The 18,164-nt window shown below is 65.3% G+C and carries 19 protein-coding genes; 8 read left to right on the top strand and 11 right to left on the bottom strand.

Annotation, left to right across the window (positions count from 1 at the left end; all coding sequences use genetic code 11):
• A partial coding sequence (locus tag GRX31_RS22480; RefSeq protein WP_160854899.1) for a transposase occupies positions 1–290 on the top strand: 290 nt, incomplete at its 5' end.
• A gap of 59 nt (positions 291–349) precedes the next feature.
• Here the strand turns inward: GRX31_RS22480 and GRX31_RS22475 are convergent.
• From GRX31_RS22475 to GRX31_RS22445, 7 genes are all read right to left on the bottom strand, one after another.
• Positions 350–1,378, bottom strand: coding sequence for a hypothetical protein (locus GRX31_RS22475; protein WP_160854897.1), 1,029 nt, complete (start codon positions 1,376–1,378; stop codon positions 350–352).
• A gap of 232 nt (positions 1,379–1,610) precedes the next feature.
• The gene (locus GRX31_RS22470) at positions 1,611–2,300 is read right to left on the bottom strand and encodes an ANTAR domain-containing protein (protein ID WP_160854895.1); all 690 of its coding nucleotides are present in this window, start codon (positions 2,298–2,300) and stop codon (positions 1,611–1,613) included.
• A gap of 2 nt (positions 2,301–2,302) precedes the next feature.
• Entirely contained in the window at positions 2,303–3,451 is a 1,149-nt protein-coding gene (locus GRX31_RS22465; RefSeq protein WP_160854893.1) for a transporter substrate-binding domain-containing protein, read from the bottom strand.
• Positions 3,452–3,531: 80 nt separating this feature from the next.
• Entirely contained in the window at positions 3,532–5,250 is a 1,719-nt protein-coding gene (locus GRX31_RS22460) for a nitric oxide reductase activation protein NorD (RefSeq protein WP_160854891.1), read from the bottom strand.
• 12 nt (positions 5,251–5,262) lie between these two features.
• Positions 5,263–6,120, bottom strand: coding sequence for a CbbQ/NirQ/NorQ/GpvN family protein (locus tag GRX31_RS22455; protein WP_061288696.1), 858 nt, complete (start codon positions 6,118–6,120; stop codon positions 5,263–5,265).
• A 73-nt stretch (positions 6,121–6,193) separates the two neighbouring features.
• Positions 6,194–7,231: an aliphatic amidase gene (locus GRX31_RS22450; protein ID WP_012205469.1), complete on the bottom strand. Its 1,038-nt coding sequence runs from the start codon at positions 7,229–7,231 to the stop codon at positions 6,194–6,196.
• 307 nt (positions 7,232–7,538) lie between these two features.
• Entirely contained in the window at positions 7,539–8,948 is a 1,410-nt protein-coding gene (locus tag GRX31_RS22445; RefSeq protein WP_016454628.1) for a GntP family permease, read from the bottom strand.
• Between the two features lie 633 nt (positions 8,949–9,581).
• Between GRX31_RS22445 and GRX31_RS22440 the strand changes: the two genes are divergently transcribed.
• A complete protein-coding gene (locus GRX31_RS22440; RefSeq protein WP_016454629.1) occupies positions 9,582–11,816 on the top strand; it encodes an NADP-dependent isocitrate dehydrogenase in 2,235 nt (744 codons plus the stop codon).
• A 155-nt stretch (positions 11,817–11,971) separates the two neighbouring features.
• On the opposite strand, the gene GRX31_RS22435 is transcribed toward GRX31_RS22440, so the two are convergent.
• Entirely contained in the window at positions 11,972–12,319 is a 348-nt protein-coding gene (locus tag GRX31_RS22435) for an RNA recognition motif domain-containing protein (RefSeq protein ID WP_016445960.1), read from the bottom strand.
• Between the two features lie 111 nt (positions 12,320–12,430).
• Positions 12,431–12,640 (bottom strand): hypothetical protein, encoded by a 210-nt coding sequence (locus tag GRX31_RS22430; RefSeq protein WP_016445961.1) that lies wholly within the window; start codon positions 12,638–12,640, stop codon positions 12,431–12,433.
• A 315-nt stretch (positions 12,641–12,955) separates the two neighbouring features.
• Between GRX31_RS22430 and GRX31_RS22425 the strand changes: the two genes are divergently transcribed.
• The 6 genes from GRX31_RS22425 to fur all read left to right on the top strand — a co-directional run bounded on the left by GRX31_RS22425 (position 12,956) and on the right by fur (position 16,890).
• Entirely contained in the window at positions 12,956–13,399 is a 444-nt protein-coding gene (locus GRX31_RS22425) for a Fur family transcriptional regulator (protein WP_126312237.1), read from the top strand.
• A 66-nt stretch (positions 13,400–13,465) separates the two neighbouring features.
• A complete protein-coding gene (gene zigA, locus GRX31_RS22420) occupies positions 13,466–14,686 on the top strand; it encodes a zinc metallochaperone GTPase ZigA (protein WP_016445963.1) in 1,221 nt (406 codons plus the stop codon).
• A gap of 95 nt (positions 14,687–14,781) precedes the next feature.
• Entirely contained in the window at positions 14,782–15,672 is an 891-nt protein-coding gene (gene folE2, locus GRX31_RS22415) for a GTP cyclohydrolase FolE2 (protein WP_016445964.1), read from the top strand.
• Positions 15,673–15,716: 44 nt separating this feature from the next.
• Positions 15,717–15,866, top strand: coding sequence for a type B 50S ribosomal protein L36 (gene ykgO, locus GRX31_RS22410; protein ID WP_013802515.1), 150 nt, complete (start codon positions 15,717–15,719; stop codon positions 15,864–15,866).
• Positions 15,863–16,423, top strand: coding sequence for a gamma carbonic anhydrase family protein (locus tag GRX31_RS22405; RefSeq protein ID WP_016445965.1), 561 nt, complete (start codon positions 15,863–15,865; stop codon positions 16,421–16,423). The genes ykgO and GRX31_RS22405 overlap by 4 nt, the downstream gene beginning before the upstream one ends.
• Before the next feature lie 17 nt (positions 16,424–16,440).
• Positions 16,441–16,890 carry a ferric iron uptake transcriptional regulator gene (gene fur, locus GRX31_RS22400; protein WP_016454632.1) on the top strand — a complete coding sequence of 150 codons (450 nt, stop codon included), beginning with the start codon at positions 16,441–16,443 and terminating at the stop codon, positions 16,888–16,890.
• Here the strand turns inward: fur and GRX31_RS22395 are convergent.
• Positions 16,877–17,662, bottom strand: coding sequence for a DNA alkylation repair protein (locus tag GRX31_RS22395; protein WP_016445967.1), 786 nt, complete (start codon positions 17,660–17,662; stop codon positions 16,877–16,879). The two genes, fur and GRX31_RS22395, sit on opposite strands and share 14 nt — an antisense overlap.
• On the bottom strand, positions 17,659–18,150 hold the full coding sequence (locus GRX31_RS22390; protein WP_160854889.1) for a MarR family winged helix-turn-helix transcriptional regulator: 492 nt from the start codon (positions 18,148–18,150) through the stop codon (positions 17,659–17,661). Before GRX31_RS22390 ends, GRX31_RS22395 begins: the two co-directional genes overlap by 4 nt.
• Between the last annotated feature and the right edge of the window lie 14 nt (positions 18,151–18,164).

Raw genomic sequence — 18,164 nt, 5'->3', positions numbered from 1 at the left:
GGCGCCCCCGCAAAAGACCATCGAAGTTGCACGCCGACAAGGGCTATGACTACAAGCGTTGCCGTGCGCACTTGAGACAACGGGGCATCGCCAGCCGCATTGCCAGGCGAGGCGTTGAGAGTAGCGAGCGACTGGGCAAGCATCGCTGGGTGGTGGAGCGGACTCATGGATGGTTTGCAGGCTTTGGCAAGTTGCGAATCCGCTTTGAACGACGGCTGGATATCCACGAAGCGCTGCTAAAACTGGCAGCGGCGATCATCTGTGCACGCTTCGTGGATCGGTGGTGTTAGCCACTCTAAAGACGTGGCCTGTCCGGGGCTGGCTGGACTGGGTCATGGTGCAAAGCCGCTCAACAGAGGTGCGGCGCGGTTATCAGGTAAGCAAGGATGGCAGTGCACACACAAGCCAAGGCAACCATCAGTCCCAGCCACATGCCTTTGCGGGCGAGCATTGCCTCGTCCTTTGCACGGGCGGCCTCATTACGGTAGAAGGCGGCTTCTTTTTGCGCTTCCATCGCGCGATTTCGTTCTGCCCGCAGTGCAGCTTCCGAAGCTATCGCGCTGCGCCTGGCGTACTCGGTTCTTTTGTCTTCGCGCTCTTCCTGTTCCCTTCGCCGCCCCTCCAGCATGTGGCTGAACGGCGTCGATCCTGTTATTTGTTGGCGGGGTGGGGTATCTACCCCGCTGGGTCGTACTTTGAGCAGTATGGGTTGAATTGGAGTACTTTTTTTGGTGGGGCTGTCTGGTGTTTTTTGAGTTTTTATCTCGTTATCTGGCGTATCTTTGGAGATGGGATTTTCTGAAACCTTGATATTGATTTTAGGGTTTGATGTGGTTGGTGTAGATTTGCTGATTTTCGCGTTGAACTCTATGAGGGGAATCCCTGGTGAAACATGGGTTTCCCGGGTCTTATTGTTTGCATGGCTGGAGGGCTTTGAATTTTTTGATGCGATATAGGAATGGTTTGATATTTGGTCAGGAGTTTTTACTCCATGCGGGTAGGAATGGAGAAACGAAGCATATTCAAAGCCACCTGAAGCCTGCTGCTGGAATAGATTAATATCTTTCGGCGGTGATGGCGATTGCGATGAGCCTTTTGAGCTTGATGTTGCCGATTGGAGGTCAGGTTCCGGAAGGCTCTGTGGCGATTGAGCAGTTTCATTCCCGAGAATTTCTTCAGGCGACAAGGCAGAGATGCTTGCATTCAAGGCCGCTCTCATCCTGTCCAGGGCTTTGTGATCACGTCCTGCGATGGATCCACTCGGGCCTGCGGCCTGTAAGCTGAGATCAGCAGGAGGAGTGGGGCTCTGCCCAAGATGATTTTTGGGCATGTTGCTTTCCGATTCTCTGTCTTCTTGCAACTTTTTCGGATCTGTCATTGCTCTCTCACGGTCTCAGATGTGATCAGGCTATTGTGTCATCCCGGCCGCTTGGGCCTATGCCTCTGCAAGGCAATGAAGCACTTGCCGATCATCCTTGTCCTTGGCGCAGTCAACGGGCCTGCGGCGCCCTTGACGGCATCAATACTCGGCGTTTCTGAACCTGGCAGCCGACGCAATGACGATGTGCCAATAGCACCTCACTCGTCCGCGCTGTTTCTGCCCGGCCCCTTCACCCGCCCACGCCCTTGCCCAGCGACAGTATTTCGCTCGCATGGACGATGGCCTGGGCAATCTCCTCCACCGAGCTGCGCCGGCTCATGGCCTGGGCGCGGATCATGTCGTAGGCCTGGTCTTCGTTGATCTGGTGGGTTTGCATGAGGATGGCCTTGGCTTCGGCCACGCGGCGCTGGCCCAGCAGCTTGGCCTGGAGCTTGGTGATGCGCTGCTGCTGCTGGCGTGATTCCTTGTGGTTTCTGCGCGCCAGCACCAGGGTGGACAGCAGGCCGAAGGAGCGGATGGGCGTGGGCAGGATGGCCTGCACTTGCAGCTCCAGCACGGCGGAGACGATGGTAGGGTTCTCGTAGTTGACCACGGCGATGGCGGTGGGCGGGCTCTCTCCCTCGCCCTGGGTCCAGGTGTAGTTCAACTGCAGGTGATCGGGGCGAACGGCCAGGAAGACCACGTCCGTGCCTTCGGGCAGGCTGGGCTGGGGCGGCCAGATGGCCTGGACCTGGCAGCCTATGCGCTGCAGTTGCTGGGCCAGCAGGCGGCCGTCCGCGTCTTCGGGGTGGACGACGGCAATGCGCAGCTGGCGCAGTTCCTTGAGCTGGGGCGAGGTGGCGCGCAGCAGCGGCTTTCTTTCCAGCAGCGGCCGGCCTGTGGCAGCGCTGCCGGTTTCCTTGTTCGGTGCGGCATCCACGCTCAGTTCTCCAGGGCACCGAGGCTGGCGGTCCAGTCGCCCAGTGAATGGGTGACCAGATAGGGGTCGGGCGAGACGGCCCGGGTGGCCTGGCGCACGATGGTGAAGCCGCCTTGGGCATTGGCGCGGCCCACGCGCGGGTACAGCCAGGTGTGGTGGTTGCCGGGATCGAGCCGGATGCGGCCCTGGGGCGCGTCGAACTCGCTGCCCAGCAGATGGGGCAGCAGATCGCCGATGCGGTCGCTGCCGGCCTGGCGGAAGGCGTTGGCGAACAGGTGCATCTGAAAGTAGGCGGCCTCCCAGCACAGGTTGGGCCGGCAGTCGTCGCCCAGGCGCTGGCGCAGCCGGGCCAGGCAGCGCGCATTGGCCGGTGAATCGATGGACTGGAAGTAGGGCGCGGCCGTGAAGTGGCCGGCCGCCACGTCGGCACCCATCTGGGCGATCTCGGCCTCGGAGGTGGTGAGGCTGGCAATCGGCATGGTCTGCGGATTGAAGCCCGCGTCGGCATAGGCGCGGTAGAGGCTGGCCGTGGAGTCGCCGACCACGGTGGAGAAGATGAAGTCCGGCTGCCTTGCGCGGATGTCCTGCATGATGGCCGCGTAGTCGCGCTCGGTGGCGTCCAGCGGCAGGTAGTGTTCGCCCAGCTTGTCGCTGCCCGGGTGCTGCATGACCAGCTCGCCCATGATGCGGTTGGACTCGTAGGGATAGATGTAGTCCGAGCCGATGAGGTAGACCCGCGCGCCGAAGCTGCTGGTCATGTAGTCGGCCAGTTGCACGCTGTTCTGGTTGGGCGCGGCGCCCGTGTAGATGACATTGCTCGAGAACTCGAAGCCCTCGTAGAGCGTCGGATAGAACAGCAGCTTGTTCCATTTCTCGACGATGGGGATGACGGCCTTGCGGCTGCTGGACATGTAGCAGCCGAAGATGACGTTGATGCCGTCGCCCACGATGAGCTGCGCGGCCAGCGCCGCATAGCGGGCCGGCGTGGAGGCCGGGTCGTAGCGCACGGCGACCAGTTCACGCCCCAGCAGGCCGCCCGACTCGTTGATTTCGTCGATGGCCAGCTGCGCGCCCTGCAGCTGGGACTGGCCGATGGTCGATGTGGTGCCGGTGGCCGAGTAAAGAATGCCGACTCTGACGGGGTCGTTCATGGGTTCCTTGTATGCCAGGTGCTGGCGTGCGTTCTTTGCAGGCTTCAGGTTAATCGAGATTTCCGTGGCGCTTGCCGTGGTCAGCGGCCGGCTGCGAGCCTTGCGCCCATCTGGGACAGCCGCCTTGGCAGATGCCGCGCGTCGTCGGCAATGCCGTAGTTGCGCCCGCCAAAGATGTGGCGCACATAGCCGTCAGCCTGGCTGTCCACGGCCAGGCAACTGATGCGTATGCCTGCGGCGCGGGCCTGCTGCACGGCATGGCGCGCGTCTTCGATCAGGTAGCGGTCGTCATGCACGTCGATGTCGGCGGGTGCTCCGTCGGTGATCACCAGCAGATGGCGCTGGCCGGCAGGCTCGGCCGCCAGCAGGCTGCTGGCGTGGCGCAGGGCGGCGCCCAGGCGTGTGGAATGGCGCCCCTGCAGTGCCTGCAACCGGGTGGCCGCTGCTGCGGCAAAGGGTTGGCCGAAGTCCAGCAGGCGCAGGTAGCGGACCTCGGCGCGCGTGTTGGACGAGAAGGCGTGGATGGCCAGGCGGTCCACGCCGGTCCTGCGGCCTGCACGCGATTCGGCCAGCATGAGGGCCGCCTGTTTCTCCAGCTCCAGCAGGCTGGCGCCGTGGGGGCCGGGCGTGTTGACCGATTCGGAAGCGTCCATCAGCACCAGCAGGCTGGTGGGGCGCGGGCCTTTGCCGGCCCGCATGAAAAGGCGAGGTTCCGGTCGCAGGTTCAGGCGGCGGTCCACCTGGACCTCGATGGCGGCATTGAAGTCCAGGTCGTCGCCTTCCCACTGGCGGCGCAGGCGCTGGCGCCGGTCCAGCTGGCGTGCGGGCGGCAGCGGCAGGGGCGGCAGTGTCTGTCTGCCGGCTTGGGAGCCTTTCCCGGCCAGAGCCTCGGCCTGCCATGCGGGCGGGGTGTCGATGACGGTGCACCAGTCCGTCTTCAGGCGCTCCGACCTGCGGTCCCATTCGGGATAGCTGTGGCGCGACAGTTCCAGGCCTAGGTCCAGCGACTGGCCTTCCTGGGCATCGGACTGCTGTCCTGCGCCGGCCGATGGAGGAGGGGCCGCGCGCGCAGCGGACTGCTGCAGCGCGAGTGTGTCTTCCTCGCCCTGAGGCGACTCCGGATGCTGCCAGAGATAGCTGTTGTCATCACGGTAGATGCTGGGCACGGCATGGTGCTGCGGGTCCATGCGCACGCGCATCTGGCCCAGGTCGTTGGCCAGGATGGACGCAATGGCCCGGAATGCGGCGTAGTCCTCCAGCCCGTGGCGCGTGGCGGCGTCCTCGAACAGGTCGCGGGCCTTGTGGATCCAGTGGTTGCCGTCCATGCGCTCTGGCCACAGCAGCATGCGGTCCAGCCGGGCCATGAAGGCGGCAAAGCCCAGGTCCGATGGGTCGGGCTCGGGGGCGATGCAGGCCTCGAACCAGCGGCGCACGCCGGGGTGCTGCAGGCACAGCAGCCGCTCCACGCGCGCATCTTCCAGTGCGCCCACCACGGCCTGGCCCATGGGCTTGAGGGCGCTGCTGTCTTGGCGGGCGGGTGAAAAGCGCAGATGGGCTGCGGCATGGGCCATCGTTGCTGCGTGCAGGTTTGCCTGAATGGGCAAGTTGGCGGGAATCAGCAGCCGGGCAGGCTGGCTGATCAGCACGGCGCGCGGCGGCAGGGCGTGGGCCTGGCCCGGCGCCGGCGCCCTGGCCAGCGCCTGCACGGCGACAGGCTGGCGCGCGAGGCCGCTGGCCAGCAGGCCCAGCGTGTGCAGCAGACGGGACTCTTCGGGCAAGACAGCGGAGACGATGGCCATGGCGCGCGGCCCTCAGGCGCCGAACTCGGCTTCGACCAGCTGGCGCAGCGCGGCGGCGGTGTCGGGGTCGTCGGTCAGGGCGCTGGTGATGGTCATGTCGCAGCTGTCGTGCACCGGCATGCCGTCGCGCATCAGCAGGCCTGCGTAGATCAGCATGCGGGTGGAGGCGCCTTCGTCCAGGCCCCGGTGGCGCAGTTCGCGCGTGCTGCGTGCCAGGCTGACCAGGCTGCGAGCGGTGGCCGGGGCAATGCCGGTCTCGTGGGCCACGATGTCCGCCTCGATCTCGGGCGCCGGGTAGTCGAAGTCCAGGGCCGCGAAGCGCTGGCGGGTCGATGGCTTCATGTCCTTGGCGCTGCTCTGGTAGCCGGGGTTGTAGGAGACCACCAGCTGGAAGTCGGGATGGGCATGCACCACCTCGCCCTTCTTGTCCAGCGGCAGGGCACGGCGCGCATCGGTCAGCGGGTGAATGACGACCGTGGTGTCCTGGCGGGCCTCCACCACCTCGTCCAGATAGCAGATGCCGCCGTGGCGCACGGCAAGGGTCAGCGGGCCGTCGTGCCAGGCCGTGCCGTCGGCATCCAGCAGGTATCGGCCCACCAGGTCGGAGGCTGTCATGTCCTCGTTGCAGGCCAGCGTGACCAGGGGGCGCTTGAGTGCCCAGGCCATGTACTCCACAAAGCGCGTCTTGCCGCAGCCCGTGGGGCCCTTGAGGATGAGCGGCATGCGGTGCTGGTAGGCCTGCCGGTACAGCTGCACTTCGCGGCCCGAAGGGCGGTAGAAGGGCTCTTCCTCGATGCGGTAGGCCGCCAGCGGGTCGGCGGCCTGGCTGGCAGGAGCGTGCAGCGGGCCTGTGGTTGTTGTCGTGCTCATCTTCACTCTTCACCTTTCCGTGTTCATGGGCGGGCCTGCCCCCGGGCCTGCAGGCTGCGGAGGCAGGACGCTGTCAGCGGTGTTTGGGCGCCTCGTGCGGAATGCCTTCGATGGGGCATTCGGGCGTGCCTACGGTGGTGCGCGTGAAGGACTCCACCATCTCGCGCGTGCCCTCGGGATCGTTGACCCACTGGCTGTAGAAGTTGTAGGGGCAGGCGGCCACGCCCTTGTCGCCGTCGCCGGAGTTGATGGTGCCGGTGTAGCCGCGGTGCACGAGCTTGAACAGATGGTTCTGAGACTGGCCGTTCTTGCGCGCATCGCGGATCAGGTGCTTGGACAGTTCGGCGTACTGGATGCCCATCTCCTCCTCGCCGGTCTCGCCCAGGGTGCGGCCGTCGAAGCCGATGATGGCCGAGTGCCCGAAGTACGAGTACACGCCGTCGAAGCCCGCCGCATTGGCCACGGCCACGTAGCAGTTGTTCATGAAGGCCATGGCCTTGGAGACCATGATCTGCTGCTCCTTGGCCGGGTACATGTAGCCCTGGCAGCGCACGACGAGCTCGGCGCCGCGCATGGCGCAGTCGCGCCAGATCTCGGGGTAGTTGCCGTCGTCGCAGATGATGAGGCTGATCTTCAGGCCCTTGGGGCCTTCGCTCACATAGGTGCAGTCGCCCGGGTACCAGCCCTCGATGGGCACCCAGGGCATGATCTTGCGGTACTTCTGCACGATCTCGCCCTGGTTGTTCATGAGGATCAGGGTGTTGTAGGGCGCCTTGTTGGGGTGCTCCTCATGGCGCTCGCCGGTCAGCGAGAACACGCCCCAGACATTGGCCCTGCGGCAGGCGTCGGCAAAGATTTCGGTCTCTTCGCCCGGGATGGCGCTGGCCGTGTCGTACATCTCCTTGGCGTCGTACATGATGCCGTGCGTGGAGTACTCGGGAAAGATCACCAGGTCCATGCCCGGCAGGCCGCGCTTCATGCCCACCAGCATGTCCGCGATCTTGCGGCAGTTGTCCAGCACCTCGGCCTTGGTGTGCAGGCGCGGCATCTTGTAGTTGACCACCGCCACGCCGACGCAATCGTTGCTGCTGGAAATATCTCCGTGTCTCATGCTGCTGCTCCTGAAGGGGTTGAGGGGGCGGCGTGCGGCATCGCTGCCCCTTCGATTCCCGGCCAACAAAAAAAGGCCCGAACCGCTCCAGGTCAGGGAGCGGTTCGGGCCTTGTTGCCCGACATCGGCGCTGGCAGCTTTGGCAGCGGATGTCGTCTTGTCGGTGATGCGGGAATGAACCGGGGCGATGCCTTATCGCCGTGCATGCATTGTTGCCATGCACCCGCCCCGCGCATATACGTCATATGCCGGTTGTGGTGGGCGCGATGCCGTGGTATTTCCCGCGCGCGCTCTGCGCCCTGGTCCCTCAGAAAGACCCGAACATGGTACCGAGCGTGATCACCAGCACCAGGGCCAGCAGTGGCGCGCCAATGGTCATGATGGCGATGTTGCCGTACGACTGGCGGTGCGTGAGGCCGCAGATGGATAGCAGCGTGATGATGGCGCCGCTGTGCGGCAGGGTGTCGAAGCAGCCGGCCGCCATCACGGCCACGCGGTGCAGCAGCTCGGGGCTGATGCCCAGCTGGGCGGCCATGGCCAGGTAGTCCTTGCCCAGTGTGGACAGTGCAATCGACAGGCCGCCGGACGACGACCCCGTGATGCCGGCCAGCACGTTCATGGCCACGGCCTCGGAGATCAGCGGGTTGTGGGGCGCCACGTTGAGCACGGCCTCGCGGATGATGGCAAAGCCGGCCAGGCTCGCGATGACCGCGCCGTAGCCCACTTCCGAGGCGGTGTTGAAGATGGGCAGCATGGAGCCCAGCACGCCCTTGTTCACCGACTCCTTGAGATTGCGCCAGCGGCCCAGGCCCAGCAGCACCAGTGCGGCGCAGGCCACGGCCAGGGACAGGATCAGCGCCCACAGGCCCGTCTGCTTGGCCGGGTTCACGGCAGGAAAACGGTCCTTGAGGAAGCCGAAATCCATTTGCGGGAACACGCCGTAGGTCAGCAGCGCGTTGACCGCGATCACCAGCACCAGCGGCAGCAGGGCCAGCAGCAGCGGCAGGTCCCGGCGGCTGTGCAGGGCGGGGTCGCTTTCGTCATGCAGGCCCTGCTCGACAGCGTCGTCATGATCGCCGTAGCCTTCGCCCGCCACGCGTGCCTTGGCCGCGCGCGACTGCAGCCACCACAGGCCCAGGGCCAGCATGGTCATGCCGCCGATGATGCCCAGGCCCGGCGCCGCGAACACGTTCGTGCCGTAGTAGGGAATGGGAATGGCGTTCTGGATGGACGGCGTGCCCGGCAGCGCCGTCATGGTGAAGGTGAACGAGCCCAGCGCGATGGTGGGCGGTATCAGCCGCTTGGGCACATGAGCCGCGCGGAACAGCGACTTGGCAATCGGATAGATGGCAAAGGCCACCACGAACAGCGACACGCCGCCATAGGTGAGCACGGCGCAGGCCAGTACCACCGTGAGGATGGCGTGCTTCTCGCCCAGCACGCGCATGATCCAGTGCGATATCGCGGTGGCCGCGCCCGAGTCGGCCATCAACTGGCCGAACAGCGCGCCCAGCAGGAACACGGGGAAGAACTGCAGCATGTAGTTGCCCAGTGCGCCCATGAAGGTGCTGGTGTACAGCGGCAGCATATGGCCCAGGTCGCCGGATAGCAGCACGGCCACGGCAGCCATCAGGGGGGCCAGCAGCAGCACGGAGATGCCTCGGTAGGCCAGGAACATCAGTCCCGCCAGTGAAATCACGATTGCCAGGGTACTCAAATCGTCTCCAGTCCAGTAGTTCTAGTCAAAAAGACAGAATAAAGGTGGATGGATGACAATTTGGCGTAATTGGCGTGCTTTGTAGATGACTTGGCGCAATATGTCGCCACGTTTACCCGTGTTCCCGGGCATTGGCGTGTGATTGCTGCCCCAGACGCCGGTGCTGGCCGGGGGCGTTTCCGACCCGGCCTGTGTGTGCCGTGAACAGCGCCTGATCACGGGGTTTTCGCCGGGGGTGTTTGCCCGCCGCTTCGCGCACGATGAATCGTTGTGGATGTATCGGCTCTGGGTGTGGCCCGGTGCTCTGCCATGCTTGCGTGTTCGTCACGCCACAGCATTTTTTGCATGGCAGAAAACGCAGGGGCTCCAAGCCGTTTCCCTGTGAAAACAGGGCCTGAATGCCGCTGTAAAACCCTAAGTCTTCTACAAGACTTAAAAAATCCGGCAGGTTCCGCTTAGAATTTTGTATTGTGGGATCGCATTGCAGAAAACGCCGGGGCAGCATGCTGGCGCGACGGGGCATTGCGTGACGGTCCTACAGCGTCAGGCTGCACCGGCCCGTTTCCCCTAGCGGATGCCCGGTTCGACGGCCTGCGGCGCGACCCCTACCTTTTTCACTACCTGAGACAAGAGATGAGCACGCAGCAACCCACCATCATCTACACCCTGACCGATGAGGCCCCGCGCCTGGCCACCAGTGCCTTCCTGCCTGTGGTGCGCGCCTTTGCAGCACCCGCCGGCGTGAATGTCGAGACCGCCGACATCTCCGTGGCCCACCGCATCCTGGGTGAGTTCTCCGAATTCCTGGCCGAAGACCAGCGCGTGGCCCACACCCTGTCCGAGCTCGGCAAGAAGACGCTGGAGCCCGATGTCAACATCATCAAGCTGCCCAACATCAGCGCCTCCGTGGCCCAGCTGACGGCTGCCATCAAGGAGCTGCAGGGCAAGGGCTACGCACTGCCCGACTACCCCGAGAACCCGTCCAACGACCAGGAAAAGGACATCAAGGCGCGCTACGGCAAGTGCCTGGGCTCGGCCGTGAACCCCGTGCTGCGTGAAGGCAACTCCGACCGCCGCGCTCCCGCCGCCGTCAAGAACTACGCCAAGAAGCACCCGCACTCCATGGGCGAGTGGAAGCAGTGGTCGCAAACCCATGTCTCGCACATGGAGCACGGCGACTTCTACCACGGCGAAAAGTCCATGACCCTGGACAAGGCCCGCGACGTCAAGATGGAGCTGACCACCAAGAGCGGCAAGACCGTGGTGCTCAAGCCCAAGGTCGCGCTGCAGGCCGGCGAGATCATCGACTCCATGTTCATGAGCAAGAAGGCGCTGTGCGACTTCTACGAAAAGGAACTGGACGACTGCCGCGACGCCGGCATCCTGTTCTCGCTGCACGTCAAGGCCACGATGATGAAGGTCTCGCACCCCATCGTGTTCGGCCACTGCGTGAAGATCTACTACAAGGAAGCCTTCGAGAAGCACGGCAAGCTGTTCGACGAGCTGGGCGTCAACGTCAACAACGGCATGTCCACGCTGTACGAGAAGATCGAGACGCTGCCCGCCTCGCTGCGCGAAGAGATCATCCGTGACCTGCACGCCTGCCAGGAACACCGTCCCGCGCTGGCCATGGTGGACTCCGCCAAGGGCATCACCAACTTCCACTCGCCCAACGACGTGATCGTCGATGCGTCCATGCCCGCCATGATCCGCCAGGGCGGCAAGATGTGGGGCGCCGACGGCAAGCCCTACGACTGCAAGGCCGTGATGCCCGAGTCCACCTTTGCCCGCATCTACCAGGAGATGATCAACTTCTGCAAGTGGCACGGCAACTTCGACCCCAAGACCATGGGCACCGTGCCCAACGTGGGTCTGATGGCGCAAAAGGCCGAAGAGTACGGCTCGCACGACAAGACCTTCGAGATCGAGGAAGACGGCGTTGCCAACATCGTCGACCTGGCCACCGGTGAAGTGCTGATGAGCCAGAACGTGGAGCAGGGCGACATCTGGCGCATGTGCCAGGTCAAGGATGCGCCCATCCGCGACTGGGTCAAGCTGGCCGTCACGCGTGCCCGCAACTCCGGCATGCCTGCCGTGTTCTGGCTGGACCCCTACCGTCCGCACGAGGCCGAGCTGATCAAGAAGGTCAACACCTACCTCAAGGACTACGACACCACGGGCCTGGAAATCCACATCCTGTCGCAGGTCCGCGCCATGCGCTACACGCTGGAGCGCGTGGCCCGCGGCCTGGACACCATCTCGGTGACCGGCAACATCCTGCGCGACTACCTGACCGACCTGTTCCCCATCATGGAACTGGGCACCTCCGCCAAGATGCTGTCCATCGTGCCGCTGATGGCCGGTGGCGGCATGTACGAAACCGGTGCCGGCGGCTCCGCTCCCAAGCACGTGCAGCAGCTGGTGGAAGAAAACCACCTGCGCTGGGATTCGCTGGGCGAGTTCCTGGCACTGGCCGTGTCGCTGGAAGACCTGGGCATCAAGAACGGCAACGACAGCGCAAAGTTGCTGGCCAAGACCCTGGACGAAGCCACCGGCAGGCTGCTGGACGAGGATAAGTCGCCTTCGCGCCGCACCGGCGAGCTGGACAACCGCGGCAGCCAGTTCTACATCGCCCTGTACTGGGCACAGGCCCTGGCTGCCCAGACCGAGAACGCCGAGCTGGCCGCCAAGTTCGCTCCCCTGGCCAAGCAGCTGGCGGACAACGAGTCCAAGATCATCGAAGAGCTGCGCGCCGTGCAGGGCAAGGCCGTGGACATTGGCGGCTACTACCAGCCCGACGTGGCCAAGATGGACGCCGTGATGCGCCCCAGCGCCACCTTCAACGCCGCCATCGACGCGCTGCGGTAAGCCACTTTGCCTTTGCCGGGGCCAGACCCCGGCAGGCTTGAAGCATGACCGGCCGGCCCGCAAGGGCGGCCGGTTTTTTCATGCCGACATCGGCAGAAAACCGCAGGCGAAAAAAAACCGGCCCAAAGAGCCGGTTTTCTTGGAATTGGACGCTATCAGTAGCGACCGCCGCCGTGGCCGCCATTGCCATAGCCGACGTCGGCACGCTTGCCTGCATAGCCTTGCGGGCTGTAGCCACCCGAGCTGCGGCCTTCTTCGCGAGGACGCGCCAGGTTCACGACAATCGAGCGTCCGTCCACGGACATGCCGTGCAGGCCGGTGATGGCGGCCTGGGCGACTTCGGCAGAAGCCATCTCCACAAAACCGAAGCCCTTGGAGCGGCCGGTTTCGCGGTCCATCATGACCTTGGCGGAAGCCACGCTGCCGAATTCGGCGAAGTTGCTTTCCAGGCTGGAGTCGGTCACGGAGTAGGGCAGATTGCCCACGTAGATTTTGGTGGTCATAGGAAAACCTCTTTGCTTAGATGTGCGCAAACGGGCGCACCGTTGGAATGCAGGCGGAGGACTGTGCAATCCGCCGCAGGAAATGGATAGGGGTTCGCAGCAAGCGGGCCATCAGCACGCAGGCGGGTGCTGCATGCAGGTCTGAAGCCAGCCTTGGGTGACGGCAAACAGCCGTGCCGCTTCGCTGGAGGCGAATGCCTTGTCGAAACGGAATACGCGGCAGTAGCTGCCGTTGCCCTGGGAGCGATGGACCGAGAAGGAGGCGCGGAAGCGGCCGCAGTCGGTCGGGTGTGTCGAGGGCGAGACGACGTACTTGCCCATGGGAATGCCGGTGTTTGAAATGTGGTTCAGTCAGGTTCGCAGCCTTGAAAAGGTCTGCGTGAGCATCTAGGAACTCGGTTGGCTGCAGCTCTACAGACCAACTGGGCGACAAAGGTCGCGAAACACATCCTGCAGGAAGCGGCTGGCAAGCCGTTGCGCGGGAGATGTGGTTGCCGACTCAGGTACTGGGTACGGGTCTCGACAACGGTGCTGACTATATCCTGTTGAATATTTAAACGCAACTTAATATTCTTTTTAATTGTAAAAACCTGCCTGACAGCCGTCGTTTTGTTATGTTATAACGTCACAATTCTGATGTGGCGCAACATCGCCAACCGTTTTCTGGAACAGGAAATCACCATGCCCACCCCTTTGACCGCCAACCAGCAACGGGTGCTCGACGCCCTGCGCCAGGCCGGTGCACCGCGCACGGCCTATGCACTGCTCGACCAGCTGCGTGACCACGGGCTGAGCGCCCCCACGCAGGTCTATCGCGCGCTGGACAAGCTGGCCGAGCAGGGCGTGGTCCACCGCCTGGAGTCGTTGAACGCCTATGTGTGCTGCTCGCACCCGGATGAGGGCAGCCATGACTTCTCGGCCTTTGCGATCTGCGACAGCTGCGGGCAGGTGGACGAGTTTGTCGACGACGCGCTCAACCGCTGCCTGGGCAACTGGGCGCACGGCCATGCGTTCGCGCTGGCCCATTCGAACATCGAGCTGCATGGCAAGTGCTCTGCCTGCACTGCGCTGCACGCCTGAGGCCCTGCCTGCCGCACGCGGCTGCAGTGCCAGCAGCGTGCTACCTTTCCCTGCTTGAGAGATTCCATGATGCATACCGTAGCGCCGGTTCAGCCGCCGCATGCCCGATTGCCGGTGACCGTACTGTCGGGCTTTCTGGGCGCGGGCAAGACCACCTTGCTCAACCACATCCTGCACAACCGCGAAGGTCGGCGCGTGGCCGTCATCGTCAACGACATGTCCGAGGTCAACATCGACGCTGCCCTGGTGCGTGATGGCGGGGCCGACCTGTCGCGCACCGACGAAAAACTGGTGGAGATGAGCAACGGCTGCATCTGCTGCACGCTGCGCGAGGACCTGCTGGTGGAGGTGGCGCGGCTGGCGGGCGAGGGCCGCTTCGACCAGCTGGTCATCGAGTCCACGGGCATCTCCGAGCCGCTGCCGGTGGCCGAGACCTTCACCTTCGCGGGCGAGGACGGACGCAGCCTGGGCGATGTGGCGCGGCTGGACACCATGGTGACCGTGGTCGATGCCTTCAACTTCCTGCACGACTATGGCTCGCGTGACAGCCTGCGCTCGCGCGGCGAATCGCTGGGCGAGGAGGACCGCCGCACCGTGGTCGATCTACTGATCGAGCAGGTGGAGTTCTGCGATGTGATCGTGCTCAACAAGATCGACCTGGTCACCGACGAGGACTGCAGCCGGCTCATGGCCATCCTGCGCGGGCTCAACCCGCGTGCCAGGCTGGAGATCGCGTCCTTCGGCCAGCTGCCGCTGGATCGCGTGCTCGATACGGGGCTGTTCGATTTCGAGGAGGCTTCCAGGGCGCCGGGCTGGCTGCAGCAGTTGCGTGGCACGCACCAGCCCGAGACCGAGGCCTATGGCGTTGCCAGCTTTGTCTACCGCGCCCGCCGCCCCTTTCATCCCCGGCGCTTCTTCGGCCTGGTGCAAAGCGAATGGCCGGGTGTGGTGCGCTCCAAGGGGTTTTTCTGGCTGGCCAGCCATCCGGCGCTGGCCGGCTCCTGGTCGCAGGCCGGCGCCGTGGCCCGCCATGGCCCGGCCGGGCACTGGTGGGCCGCCGTGGAGGCCGAGCGCTGGCCGCGCGACCCCGAAAGCGTGCAGCGCATCCTGGACAAATGGGTCGATGGCGTGGGCGACGCGCGCCAGGAACTGGTGCTGATCGGCATGGGCATGGACGAGCAGGCGCTGCGCGCACGCCTGGACGAATGCCTGCTGACCGATGCGGAAATGGCCATGGGCCCGCAGGCCTGGACGCAGTGGGACAACCCCTTTCCCGGATGGAACTGATGCCCGGCCGGTACCGAGCCGGCCCTGAGTCGGCCCTGAGCCGACATTGAACGCTTGCCGCGCCGCCCTCGCGGGCGTGGCCCCTGGAGCCCCGAATGCTTGCACCTCTTCCCGATGTTTCCCTGACCGATCCCGCGCCCAGCCTCAGCCCGCTGCAATGGGTGGGCATGCAGGGCATAGACCTGCCCGTGACCGTGGCCGAGCCCGGCTACTGGCGCGAGCTGCATGCGCGTGCCGATGTGCAGGTCGATCTTCCTGCGGCCCATGTCAAGGGCATACACATGTCCCGGCTGTACCGCCAACTGGACAGCCTGGCCGAGGAATCCGCGCTGTCTGCCCTGGCGCTGCGCCATGCGCTGCAGGCCATGATCGACAGCCACCTGGACTGCCAAAGCCGCAGCGCCCGGCTGCGCCTGTCGCTGGACCTGCTGACCCAGCGGCCCGCCCTGGTCACCCACGATCTGTCGGGCTGGAAGTCCTATCCCGTGCGCCTGGACGCCACGCTGGCGCAGGGCGTGTTCCAGCTGCGGCTGCAGGTGGGCGTGGGCTATTCCTCGACCTGCCCCTGCTCGGCGGCACTGTCGCGCCAGTTGCTGGAGCAGGGCTTTTTGCAGGCCTTTGCGGGCGAGCCGCTGGTGGAGCCGGACCAGGTGGCTTCCTGGCTGCGCCGGCACGGCACGCTGGCCACGGCACACAGCCAGCGCAGCGAGGCCCAGGTCAGCGTGGACCTGGCCTGTGATGCGCCCGACCTGGGCATCCTGCCCCTGATCGCCCGCGTGGAGCAGGCGCTGGGCACGCCCGTGCAGACCGCCGTCAAGCGCGCCGACGAGCAGGCCTTTGCCGCGCTCAACGGCCGCAACCTGATGTTTGTCGAGGATGCGGCGCGCCGCATACAGGCCGCGCTGGAAGGCAGCTACGCCCAGCCGCGCGTGCATGTGCGCCACATGGAGAGCCTGCATCCGCACGACGCCGTGTCCTGGGCATGACCGGCGAGCCGGCCCCCGTTTGTCTACAACCCAAGGAGTTTCCCATGCAAGTGCTCTCGTCCCTCAAGGAAGCCAAGCTGCGCCATCGAGACTGCCAGGTGGTGCGCCGCCGCGGCCGCATCTACGTCATCTGCAAGAGCAACCCGCGCTTCAAGGCCCGCCAGGGCGGCGCAAAGAACAGGCGCAAGGGATGATCCGCAAGAACCCGCGCGGCGACCTGCCGCGCATCCATGCCAGCGCCTTCGTGGACCCCACGGCCATCCTGTGCGGACTGGTGATCGTGGAGGAGAACGTCTTCATCGGCCCCTATGCGGTGATCCGTGCCGACGAGATGGATGCGGACGGCCACATCGATCCCATCGTGATCGGTGCCCACTCCAACATCCAGGACGGGGTGGTGATCCACTCCAAGTCGGGCGCGCGCGTCAGCGTGGGGCAGCACACCTCGATCGCCCATCGCGCCATCGTCCACGGACCCTGCACCGTGGGCAATGGCGTGTTCATCGGCTTCAACAGCGTGCTGTTCAACTGCGTGGTCGATGACGGCTGCGTGGTGCGCTACAACGCCGTGGTCGATGGATGCCACCTGCCGCCAGGCTTTTATGTGCCGTCCACCGCGCGCATAGGCCCGGAGACCGACCTGTCCACGCTGGCCCAGGTGCCCGCCGACGCCAGCGATTTCTCCGAGGACGTGGTCCGCACCAACAACGAACTGGTGCGCGGCTACAAGGCCATCCACAATGAGTTCTGACCGGCCGGGAGGGCTGCATGTCCGATTCCGCTGACCTCAAGAACCTGGGGCTGAAGGCCACGCTGGCGCGACTGTGGGTGCTGGACATCTTTCGCCACGGGGACCAGCGGCATCTGGCGGCGGAGGAGGTCTATCGCCAGCTGCATGACCAGGGCCGGGGCACCAGCCTGGCCACGGTCTACCGCGTGCTGGCGCAGCTGGAGCAGGCCGGGCTGCTGCGGCACCAGCGCTTTGCGGCGGGCAAGGCGGTCTATGAACTCGATGACGGCGAGCACCATGACCACCTGATCTGCACACGCTGCGGCCTGGTGCAGGAGTTCCACGATGCGGTGATCGAGCAGCGCCAGAAGCTGCTGGCGCGCTCGCATGGCTTTGCCATCGTGGAGCACTCCCACATCCTCTACGGGCGCTGCGTCAAGCCCGACTGCGAGCGGCTGGCGGGCCGGCAGGCACCTACCGCTCCTTGAGGCTGCGCTGCGCACGCTCGCAGATGCGGCGCGTGGCGGGCACGGGCGATTCCTGGAGCCATTGCGCACACAGGGCGCGCACCCAGTCAGGCCGGCTCTTGGCCGCGTCGTTGAGCCAGTTGGCCACCGAGTCCTGCACATAGGGCGAGGCATCGGCGCGCAGCCGCTGCAATAGCGGCAGGGCGATCTCCGGCTGCTGCTTGAGCGCCGCGATATGGCTGCACCAGACGCCGCGCGGCCGCAGGGCCTCGCTGGCGAAACGGCGCAGGCGGTCGGAGGGCCGCCTTGTCCACCGGGACAACTCGGCCACGGCCTGTGGCAGATCGCTGGCCAGATGCGGGCGCACGCCCATCCACGACCATTCGCGCACGCCGAAATGCGGGTCATCGGCCAGCGGCTGCAGCAGTTCCAGGCGCTGGCTCAGGGTCAGGCCCGGCTGCGCACCGGCCATGAAGCAGGCCCAGCCGCGCACCGTGTCAGAGCGGTGCGTGAGGCAGCGCTGCCAGCCGGCCTGGCCCAGCGCTTGCCACAGCAGGCCGCCAATGCACTCCATGCGTTTGAGAATGCCCAGCTGGCCCAGCGCCTGCGCCGTGTCCTCCAGTTGCGGCCACGCGTCGGGGAAGACGGCCTGCAGCAGCCGGGCCTGGTCCACGGCCAGGCTTTCGGTCAGCGTGGCGGTCTCGATCTCGCCCAGGGACAGGGCCTGCAACAGTTCGGGAGTGATATCGACCTTGCGGTTGGCGCCCTTGCGCCGGGGGGCGGGCGCCTTCATGCGCTGGCCTCCACGCCTGCGGCGGCCTTGGCCAGCAGCTTTCCCAACTGGCCGCGTTCGGCGGGCGACAGGGTGGAAAACAGGCCGGCGATCCATTGGCTGTGCCGGGCAAACAGCTTGCGCGCCAGCTGGCGGCCCTTGGCGGTGAGCTGCACGCGCAGCGCGCGGCGGTCGGCCGGGTCGGGCAGGCGCTCGGCCAGGGCCTCGCGTTCCAGGCCGTCCAGCAGGCCGGTCACGGTGGCGCGGGTGATGCCGGCCTGCTCTGCCAGGTGGTTGGGGGCCAGCCCTTCGCTGGCGGATTCCAGCAGGAACAGCAGCACGAAGCGCCCTTCGGACAGGCCGTGCGGCGCCAGCAGCGCGGCGCAGTCACGGTCGATGCGCGCAGCCAGGGACAGGGTCTGGAAGCACAGCCGCATGCTGTCCACGTCGCCCAGCTTGCGGCGCTCGGCCTCGGCCAGCAGGGCCTGGTATTTCTGTTCGAGTTGCATGTGGCAAGCATACA

This window comes from Delftia sp. CH05 (assembly GCF_009827015.1).
GTDB lineage: Bacteria > Pseudomonadota > Gammaproteobacteria > Burkholderiales > Burkholderiaceae_C > Comamonas > Comamonas tsuruhatensis.
The sequence above is the reverse complement of the archived record's forward strand: the minus strand, read 5'-3'. Positions and strand labels throughout refer to the sequence as shown.

Coding starts and splice junctions, on each gene's coding strand:
- GRX31_RS22475 (WP_160854897.1), bottom strand. CDS start 1,378: ATGACAGATCCGAAAAAGTTGCAAGAAGACAGAGAATCGGAAAGCAAC.
- GRX31_RS22465 (WP_160854893.1), bottom strand. CDS start 3,451: ATGAACGACCCCGTCAGAGTCGGCATTCTTTACTCGGCCACCGGCACC.
- GRX31_RS22460 (WP_160854891.1), bottom strand. CDS start 5,250: ATGGCCATCGTCTCCGCTGTCTTGCCCGAAGAGTCCCGTCTGCTGCAC.
- GRX31_RS22455 (WP_061288696.1), bottom strand. CDS start 6,120: ATGAGCACGACAACAACCACAGGCCCGCTGCACGCTCCTGCCAGCCAG.
- GRX31_RS22450 (WP_012205469.1), bottom strand. CDS start 7,231: ATGAGACACGGAGATATTTCCAGCAGCAACGATTGCGTCGGCGTGGCG.
- GRX31_RS22440 (WP_016454629.1), top strand. CDS start 9,582: ATGAGCACGCAGCAACCCACCATCATCTACACCCTGACCGATGAGGCC.
- GRX31_RS22435 (WP_016445960.1), bottom strand. CDS start 12,319: ATGACCACCAAAATCTACGTGGGCAATCTGCCCTACTCCGTGACCGAC.
- GRX31_RS22430 (WP_016445961.1), bottom strand. CDS start 12,640: ATGGGCAAGTACGTCGTCTCGCCCTCGACACACCCGACCGACTGCGGC.
- GRX31_RS22425 (WP_126312237.1), top strand. CDS start 12,956: ATGTGGCGCAACATCGCCAACCGTTTTCTGGAACAGGAAATCACCATG.
- zigA (WP_016445963.1), top strand. CDS start 13,466: ATGATGCATACCGTAGCGCCGGTTCAGCCGCCGCATGCCCGATTGCCG.
- folE2 (WP_016445964.1), top strand. CDS start 14,782: ATGCTTGCACCTCTTCCCGATGTTTCCCTGACCGATCCCGCGCCCAGC.
- ykgO (WP_013802515.1), top strand. CDS start 15,717: ATGCAAGTGCTCTCGTCCCTCAAGGAAGCCAAGCTGCGCCATCGAGAC.
- GRX31_RS22405 (WP_016445965.1), top strand. CDS start 15,863: ATGATCCGCAAGAACCCGCGCGGCGACCTGCCGCGCATCCATGCCAGC.
- fur (WP_016454632.1), top strand. CDS start 16,441: ATGTCCGATTCCGCTGACCTCAAGAACCTGGGGCTGAAGGCCACGCTG.
- GRX31_RS22395 (WP_016445967.1), bottom strand. CDS start 17,662: ATGAAGGCGCCCGCCCCCCGGCGCAAGGGCGCCAACCGCAAGGTCGAT.
- GRX31_RS22390 (WP_160854889.1), bottom strand. CDS start 18,150: ATGCAACTCGAACAGAAATACCAGGCCCTGCTGGCCGAGGCCGAGCGC.